Here is a 7633-nt window from a genome sequence, read left to right on the forward strand (position 1 = left end):
TGCGCCAGAAAATGTCACTCTTGCCATTGCCGTCAAAATCAACAATGGTAGGAGTTAGTGCTGCGTCTGTTGTGTCTAGAACAGTTGCATTCAGAACTGTTGTGCCATCCATCTGCCAAATAGCGTTGGCGATTTCAACGGCGATTTAAGCACTGACTTGCTGTGGAGAAACGCTCAAACAGGTGAGAACAAGGTTTGGACGATGAATGGTATCTTAGTCACAGAAGGCGCTCTAGGGACACTTGACTCATCCTGGACTTCTAAAATTGGTGATTTTAACGGTGATGGCAAGACCGATATCTTCTGGCACAATGGAACTACAGGTGCGAACACCGCTTGGTTGATGGATGGTACAACAGTTTCTACTGAAGCTTTCTTACCGACCAATAACGCGGCCTTGACACCATCTCTTGGCGACTTCAACGGCGATGGTAAGACCGACATCTACTGGCGCGATCAGACAGCAGGTACAGACAACATTTGGACTATAAATGAGACAACAGCCGTTGAGACTCCCATCAGCGACGCAGATAAGCTTGGGCCACAGTGGTATACGTTCTAAAAGTTAAGGGCATGGGGCATGGGGCATGGGGCATGGGGCATGGGGCATAGGGCATTGGGCATTGGTCAATAATCAATAGTTCTTCTCCCCCTGCTCCCCCTGCTCCCCCTACTCCCTCATCCCTTCCAGAACTTACTGCTCAAAATTTGTAACTTAAAACCTGAATCACGCTATTTTCCGGCAAATCTTTAGGGCTAATGGAAATACTATCTCCATTGCTACGCCGCACTGTCATACCTTGCATCAAGGTCAGAAAATTATCGAGTGGTGAAATATCGCACGCAGCAGCATCAGCCGCCTGTGTCCGGTAATGGGTTGGAATAACCACCTTGGGATTTAACACTTGAACAGCCTGCTTTGCTTCCTCAGCATTGTAGGCTTTTGCACTGCCTCCCACTGGAATAAATGCTACATCGGGACGCCCCATTAGGATTTTTTGCTCAATGGAAATGGGTGCAGCAGCTCCACCTAAGTGTAGAATATTAATTCCGCCTTGCTTCCAACTCCAAGCGGTATTTGAGCCAAACTGCTTACCACCTTTGCGATCGTGGTCTATGGCAATTCCTTGGAACTTAATGCCTTTGAACTCGTAAACTCCCGGCTCGTAGATGAGTTTTGCATTCCCCGGTAGTACGTCTACAGCACCTTCATCTAGCAGTTGGCTACTAATCAGTACTAAATCTGCTGCAACTTTCGGTGGACGATACCCAGCAGTACAGCCGATCGCCCGAAATGGATTGACAAGAATTTTCGCACCGCCACCAGTAAAAAGAAAGCAAGTATGACCCAACCACTGAACTGATAAACCGCTAGATTGTGCGTCAGCTTGAGATTCAGAACCCAAGGTAGTAACCAAAGCTGTGACTAACCCCGCCCCAGCATAGCCCATCAACTGTCGTCGTTTCATTAATTATGCTCTCGACTGTAACTGTTCCAGAAAATTTCGCAATAACTGTTTTCCTGAAGATGTCAGGACACTCTCTGGGTGAAACTGGACGCCCTGAATGTGAGGATAGTTCCGGTGTCGCACTCCCATAATGGTGTTATCTTCAACCCAAGCGGTGATTTCTAACACATCTGGGCAAGTCTCACGTTCTATCACCAAACTATGATACCTGGTGGCGGTTAAAGGATTTTCTAATCCCCGAAAAACCCCCACCCCAGTGTGAGACACCTGAGAGGTTTTGCCATGCATCAACTCTGGAGCAGGAATTATTTTACCACCGAACACTTGACCGATGCTTTGATGTCCCAAACAGACACCTAAGATTGGCAACTCTTGTCCTAGCTGTTCAATCAATTCTAGGGAAATACCCGCATCTTCCGGGCGACCAGGCCCAGGAGAAATAACCACGGCTTCCGGCTTTAATGCCCGAATCTCATCTATGGATATTTTATCGTTACGAAAAACTTTAATATCATCTGCCACTGGGAATTCTGCTGCCAATTCTCCCAGATACTGCACTAAATTATATGTAAAACTGTCGTAATTGTCGATAACTATAATCAAAGCTTATCACTCCTGGTTTTTACCACTGATCAGTTGCAAAAAGCATAGACAAATATCTCATGCTATTTGTTCGCTAGGTGTAAAAATAACGCTGACGTGGATGCCTAAAGATTACCAAGTAATCCTTTACCCAGAATGCTTGGCACGATCGCCTCACTTTTGAATTGCTTATAATGTGTTCTCCAGGGGATCGGACAGAGTGTGATCCTCTTATCGGTTCACTTGGCGATGCCTGCGGCAGACTACGCCGGAGCAAATCACGTCTACAAAGTCGATATAATTAACTTTACCAGAGGAGGGAGCAATAGCGTACCAGCTACCAGCACCGCTACCAAAGCAGAAACAAGCACTGCACCAGCCGCACAATCTTTAGCAATTTTTGCCAAATCATGGTATGTCTGCTTAACGGTTAAGTCCACAAGAGACTCGATCGCTGTATTTAGTAACTCTAATGCCAAAACTAAACCACTAGTTACACCAATTACCGCTATTTCTACCGCTTGCAGATGTAGAAAAACGCTTAAAGCGATCGCCAACGCGCAAACACTTACGTGAATGCGAAAATTACGTTGAGTTTGAAAACTATAGCTGATTCCAGCCCAGGCATATTTAAAACTAACAAATAAATTAGAGGCTACTTTCCAGGAGAATTCCCGTTCGTTAGACACCAGTGTTTGTAACGAGGTGGGTGTTGGTGATGGAGAAATTTTTTGGGACATACACTTAAAAACACAAAAACAGAGTTGCTACAGTGGGAATATTCGCTGATTTTTATAGCGGAATTAATTTTGAGGCAATCTTTAAGCAAATTTCCACAGAAGTATTATAAAAGTATTACCCAAAATTAATATTAAAGAATACATTAACTCCTGCTATTCCATGTCAACAGCAATACCTATTGCATTCAGCAATCTCACTTGCTGTTCTAACATTCGCCCCAAACTTTCTTCATCAGGATGATCCCAGCCCAACAGGTGCAATAAACCGTGACTAGCTAACCAGGCTAGCTCAGTTGGTAAGCTATGTTCCTGCTGTTGAGCTTGACGTTGTGCTGTATCTACAGACACAATTATATCACCTAAGTATAATGGTACAGAAGCAAGCATCTCTTTGCTTTGAGGAAAATCCACCTCCAAAGCAGCAAAGGCTAAAACGTCTGTAGGCTTATTTTGTTGACGATACTGGGCATTCAGTTCTTGAATTTGCGAGTCATCTGTCAAACGCAGCCCTATCTCATAACTTGGCGCTGGCGGAATATGAGGGTGAAGTATTTCCAACCAGTGATTAAACCAATTTTCCCAAGTTTCAGGAGGAATTCGGGGATCAGTGTCCTCAATTTTTACAGAGGTTGTCGGGGACAACTCGTAAAAATCATCCTCCACGTATAGTTCAACGCTCAGGGGCACACAGTCTCCTAGTCTGAGGTTTACAGTTTTTCGTTAAGACTGTCCTTTGTCCTTTGTCATTGGTCATCTGTCCTTTTAAATATAATTAATGACTAATGACTAATGACTAGCTTAGTGAGTTAAGTAAGCAAGACCAATAAGGAGAGATAAAAGCCCTACGGCAGTCAACGCAAAATGCTTCAGGGAAGTTCCACCCTTCCGTACCATGTTTCGCATGGCGAGTTTTACGTAGCTAGGTTGAGGTTCTGTTGAAGGAGTGTTGCTCATAGTTATTTGTCCACAGACTCTTTTATAACTGTAACAGTTGGTCTAGCATAGAATGGCGATCACCTGTATATTGCTAAGGAATTTCTCTGAAAACGCCTCAATCAGAGGGAATAGCTATGCGATGTCTACGACACCCTACGCCTACGCGCCAATCTTATAAAAATAAATAATAAGTGCTAAGTAATATTAAAAATAATTACTTAGCACTTGTAAATAATCACAAATTATGCAGCAGTGTTTTCTACTAATTTATTTTCTTGGCGCAGATAAGCTTGAATGAATGTATCAATTTCGCCATTCATCACATCGTTAATCGCCGTTGTTTCTGTATTTGTACGTAAATCCTTCACCATCTGGTAAGGATGAAATACATAGTTACGGATTTGGTTTCCCCAGGAGGCTTCCACCATATCGCCACGAATTTCGGCAATTTCTTGAGCGCGTTGCTCCTTGGCGATGACCAACAGCTTTGCTTTGAGGCGATTTAGGGCTTTTTCTTTATTTTGCAGCTGCGATCGCTCCTCTGTACAGCGCACGGCAAGACCCGTGGGAAGGTGAACAATCCGCACCGCAGTTTCTACTTTGTTGACGTTTTGCCCACCTTTACCACCAGAACGAGTTGTGGTGATTTCCAAATCCTTATCTGGAATATCCAATTGCACAGAGTTATCAATCTGCGGCATCACTTCCACCCCTGCAAAACTGGTTTGTCGTTTGCCGTTGGCATTAAAAGGTGAAATTCGCACTAAGCGATGTGTACCCATTTCTGATCGCAAGTAACCATAAGCATAGCGACCAGTAATTTCTAGGGTTGCCGATTTGATTCCGGCTTCATCACCCTCTGACTCTTCAGCTAAAGTTACCTTATAGCCATGAGCTTCGCCCCAACGGGTATACATCCGCATCAGCATAAATGCCCAGTCTTGAGCATCTGTGCCACCAGCACCAGCACTAATCGTCAGTACAGCACCTTCTGCATCATAGGGGCCGGAAAGTAACTGTTGTAACTCCCACTGATCCAGGTCACGATTGAGTTTAGTGATGGTAGATTCTGCTTCTTGGAGTAGCGCCTCATCAGTTTCTAACTCCAACAACTCAACAACTGCCTTAGTATCTTCTAGATTGGCGTGCCAGCGATCGTATTGCTGGAGGTGGGCTTTTAGGTCGTTGAGTTCTTGCAGAGTTTGTTGGGCTTGGGTTTGGTCATTCCAGAATTCTGGCTGTGCTGATATTTTTTCGAGGTCTTGAATTTTGGCTGTCAGTGCAGGTACGTCAAAGATAGTCCTGGGTTTTACCCAGGCGGCTAAACAACGTTTCGATTTCGCGTTTGAGTTCTAAAACTTCCATAGTGCTTGCTGAATCAGAGATAGAGCGCTAGTAGTGGAAAATTGCTCTTTATTCTACTTATGTTTCTTGATTTTAGCTGTAGTTGGGCAAATTTTTCTGCACTACTTATATAAGTTACAAAAGTGACTTGAAATTATCAAGCGCTTCTTGGGTAACAAAAGTAGTGTGATTTAGCTGTTGCAGATAGGCTTTGATAAATAAATCAATTTTACCGTCTAATACCTCTACCGCAGCAGGTGTTTCTACATGGGTACGTAAATCTTTCACCTTGGTGTAAGGATGCAAGATATATTCACGGATGAGCTTGTTGGATAGAGGTTTTATCTGTCGGGGTTGAATTTTGTCAAGCTGGACACCTTGGGCTAGTGCGATCGCAAACAGTTTACTCTTGAGAATAGCAAAGGCTTTCTCTTTGTTTTGCATCAGACTGCGCTCTTGGTCGCAAAATACACTAATTCCGGTACGAATGTGAACCATATTTACCCATGTTTCTAGACGGTTGACATTCCCCCGATAGCGAGGCCAAGTAATTTCCAAATCCTTCTCTGGAATCTCCCACTCAACAGACTCACCCAATATTGGGATAACTTCTACACTAGCTAAACTCGTCCGCAAGGTGTTAATAACATCGAAGGGCGATATCTGTTGTAGTTGATGTGTGCCTGTTTCTGATTTGAGGTAGCCGTATGCATAACGTGTTGTAATTTCTAAGGTTGCATACTTAATTCCGGCTTCATTCTCCTCAGAAATCTCTACTAGATGCAATTGGTAATTTTGGCTTTTTCCCCAACGACAGTACATTTGCAGCAACATATATGCCCAGTATTGACTGTCTGCATTATCAACCTCAGCAGTAATAGTGAGAAATGCACCTTTTTTGTCGTGGGGGTAAGACAATAATTGTCGTATTTCTGCTGTTTCGAGTTCTTGTTGGAGTTGGGTAAGGTTGGTTTGCACCTCTTGCCACAATTGCTCATCGGCTGATAATTCCAACAATTCCAACGCAGCCTTGATATCTTCTAGAATCGAACACCAGCGCTGATATTGCTCATGCTTGTAGAATATGGAGTAATGAACTACCCACAGTTGGCTTCGCCTGAACTGTGGGTTTCTACATCCCGCAGTTCGTTAAGCGCGAAATTTTCTATAGATTTTTGACGCTTCGCTTGTCCCAGTTGCTTCATGCTTCCCGCTTTTTTGCGGGTGCGTGAAGTAGAGCCAGTAACATCAGCGTCTACGAGACTGGTTCCCAATCCCGGTAGAATTCCTTTCGCCCAATAAAGCATAACTTCGGCAGCAGCAATATCTCGATCCTGAACATAGTTGCAAACACTACATTCATGCACTCGGATATCAAGTGTTTTCTTGTGTTGGTTTCCACATTTAGGGCAGGTTTGAGATGGTTTTACTCTCCGGGTTGGAACTTCTACAAATACACCACCAATCTGTTCTACTTTGTATTTGATAGTGCTGCGTAACATTCCAAAACCAACATCAAGAATAGACTTATTTAGTCCGCATGATTGTTTTTTGCGTTTGCCTTTCTTCGCTTTTCGGGTCATGTTTTTGACTTCTAGCTTTTCAGTCGCTACCATGCTGTTACTGCTGGTTATTTGTGCAGCGACTTGGTGTACCCAATTCTGGCGTTGATTTGCAACCTTGCGGTTAAGCTTACTAACCGATGCTTGAGCTTTTTTGAACCGTCTAGAAGCCTTAATTTTTTTCTTTCTGTTTGGTGCTACTTTCCGTCTTTTCTCCTTAGATGCTTTTTTGATTAGATGTTCTGCATTCCTCAAAAACTTCGGAGCGTCGATTTGTTGATGATTCTCGCCATCAGTGATTGATAATGCAGAATTACAGCCTAAATCAATACCAATAGCACCACAGGGTAGAATCTCTGGTTTCAGAACTTGGTCTAATACATTGACAGTAATTGAGGCATACCATTTACCATTACGAAAAACAATGGTGCAAGTGGTTGGTTTGCCCCAATATTTAGCCTGACCACGCATCTGAATACGCCCAATTTTAGATAAATTGAGATATCCATTTTCACCATCAGATTCTACTTTAAAACCTGCACAGTCTGGATAAGTCCAACCTGAATAATGCCTAATTGATTTAAATCTAGGGCGTTTACCTAAACCCTTGAACCAACGCTCAAAAGCAAAATCAACACGTTTTAAAGTTGCTTGTAGTGCATGACTAGGAAGGTCTTTATACTCTATCCAAACTTCTTTGAATGCAGGTAAACAATTCTGTTGCTCAAAATAATCAACACGATGATTGAACTTTTGGTATTGAGTGAATCGGTTATTTACTGCGGCGTTATACAAGTCCTTATGGAGCTTTCGGTGATACCGCAATAAAGATTGGGTTTTCTCATTTGGGTATAGCCGAAAAGTCATTCGTCTTGTTGCCACAGTACGTTTTTATTTCCTCCACAAATCTGATATATTAGCTAGAATACAACAGACACGGTTATTTGTCAAATGCTTGTTCGTAAGGGTTCACACGCTGTTTTTTCTATTCAGTTGCACT

Annotated in this window: 8 protein-coding genes and 2 pseudogenes; 1 reads left to right on the forward strand and 9 read right to left on the reverse strand. The window is 43.1% G+C overall.

From position 1 onward, the window contains the following. Positions 1 to 127 (reverse strand): annotated as a pseudogene (locus LC574_RS17325) (VCBS repeat-containing protein); the annotation flags it as partial. On the opposite strand from LC574_RS17325, the pseudogene LC574_RS17330 reads away from it, so the two are divergent. After that, a pseudogene (locus LC574_RS17330) lies at positions 122 to 562 on the forward strand (FG-GAP repeat domain-containing protein); the annotation flags it as partial. The pseudogenes LC574_RS17325 and LC574_RS17330 overlap by 6 nt on opposite strands. A gap of 139 nt (positions 563 to 701) precedes the next feature. On the opposite strand, the gene LC574_RS17335 reads toward LC574_RS17330, so the two are convergent. The 8 genes from LC574_RS17335 to LC574_RS17370 form a co-directional block, all read right to left on the reverse strand. Then, positions 702 to 1469, reverse strand: coding sequence for an MBL fold metallo-hydrolase (locus LC574_RS17335; protein ID WP_229454655.1), 768 nt, complete (start codon positions 1467 to 1469; stop codon positions 702 to 704). 3 nt (positions 1470 to 1472) lie between these two features. Next, the gene (locus LC574_RS17340; protein WP_196512248.1) at positions 1473 to 2072 is read right to left on the reverse strand and encodes an aminodeoxychorismate/anthranilate synthase component II; all 600 of its coding nucleotides are present in this window, start codon (positions 2070 to 2072) and stop codon (positions 1473 to 1475) included. 263 nt (positions 2073 to 2335) lie between these two features. Continuing rightward, positions 2336 to 2791 (reverse strand): diacylglycerol kinase family protein, encoded by a 456-nt coding sequence (locus LC574_RS17345; RefSeq protein WP_229454656.1) that lies wholly within the window; start codon positions 2789 to 2791, stop codon positions 2336 to 2338. Between the two features lie 153 nt (positions 2792 to 2944). Beyond that, positions 2945 to 3472 (reverse strand): rRNA maturation RNase YbeY, encoded by a 528-nt coding sequence (gene ybeY, locus LC574_RS17350; protein WP_229454661.1) that lies wholly within the window; start codon positions 3470 to 3472, stop codon positions 2945 to 2947. A gap of 117 nt (positions 3473 to 3589) precedes the next feature. Beyond that, positions 3590 to 3745 carry a DUF3285 domain-containing protein gene (locus LC574_RS17355; protein ID WP_229454657.1) on the reverse strand — a complete coding sequence of 52 codons (156 nt, stop codon included), beginning with the start codon at positions 3743 to 3745 and terminating at the stop codon, positions 3590 to 3592. A 224-nt stretch (positions 3746 to 3969) separates the two neighbouring features. After that, positions 3970 to 5092, reverse strand: a protein-coding gene (gene prfB, locus LC574_RS17360) for a peptide chain release factor 2 (protein ID WP_229454658.1) whose coding sequence is annotated in 2 segments (ribosomal slippage) — positions 3970 to 5019 and positions 5021 to 5092 — 1122 coding nt in all. Because the reading frame shifts where the segments join, the coding sequence is not laid out codon by codon here. 114 nt (positions 5093 to 5206) lie between these two features. Further along, positions 5207 to 6178, reverse strand: a complete 972-nt coding sequence (locus LC574_RS17365; RefSeq protein WP_267871576.1) for a PCRF domain-containing protein — start codon at positions 6176 to 6178, stop codon at positions 5207 to 5209. Continuing rightward, entirely contained in the window at positions 6169 to 7500 is a 1332-nt protein-coding gene (locus LC574_RS17370) for a transposase (protein WP_229454660.1), read from the reverse strand. Before LC574_RS17370 ends, LC574_RS17365 begins: the two co-directional genes overlap by 10 nt. Positions 7501 to 7633: the final 133 nt, after the last annotated feature.

It is taken from the genome of Nostoc sp. CHAB 5715, from assembly GCF_020829685.1.
In the GTDB taxonomy this organism is placed as follows: Bacteria; Cyanobacteriota; Cyanobacteriia; order Cyanobacteriales; family Nostocaceae; genus Nostoc.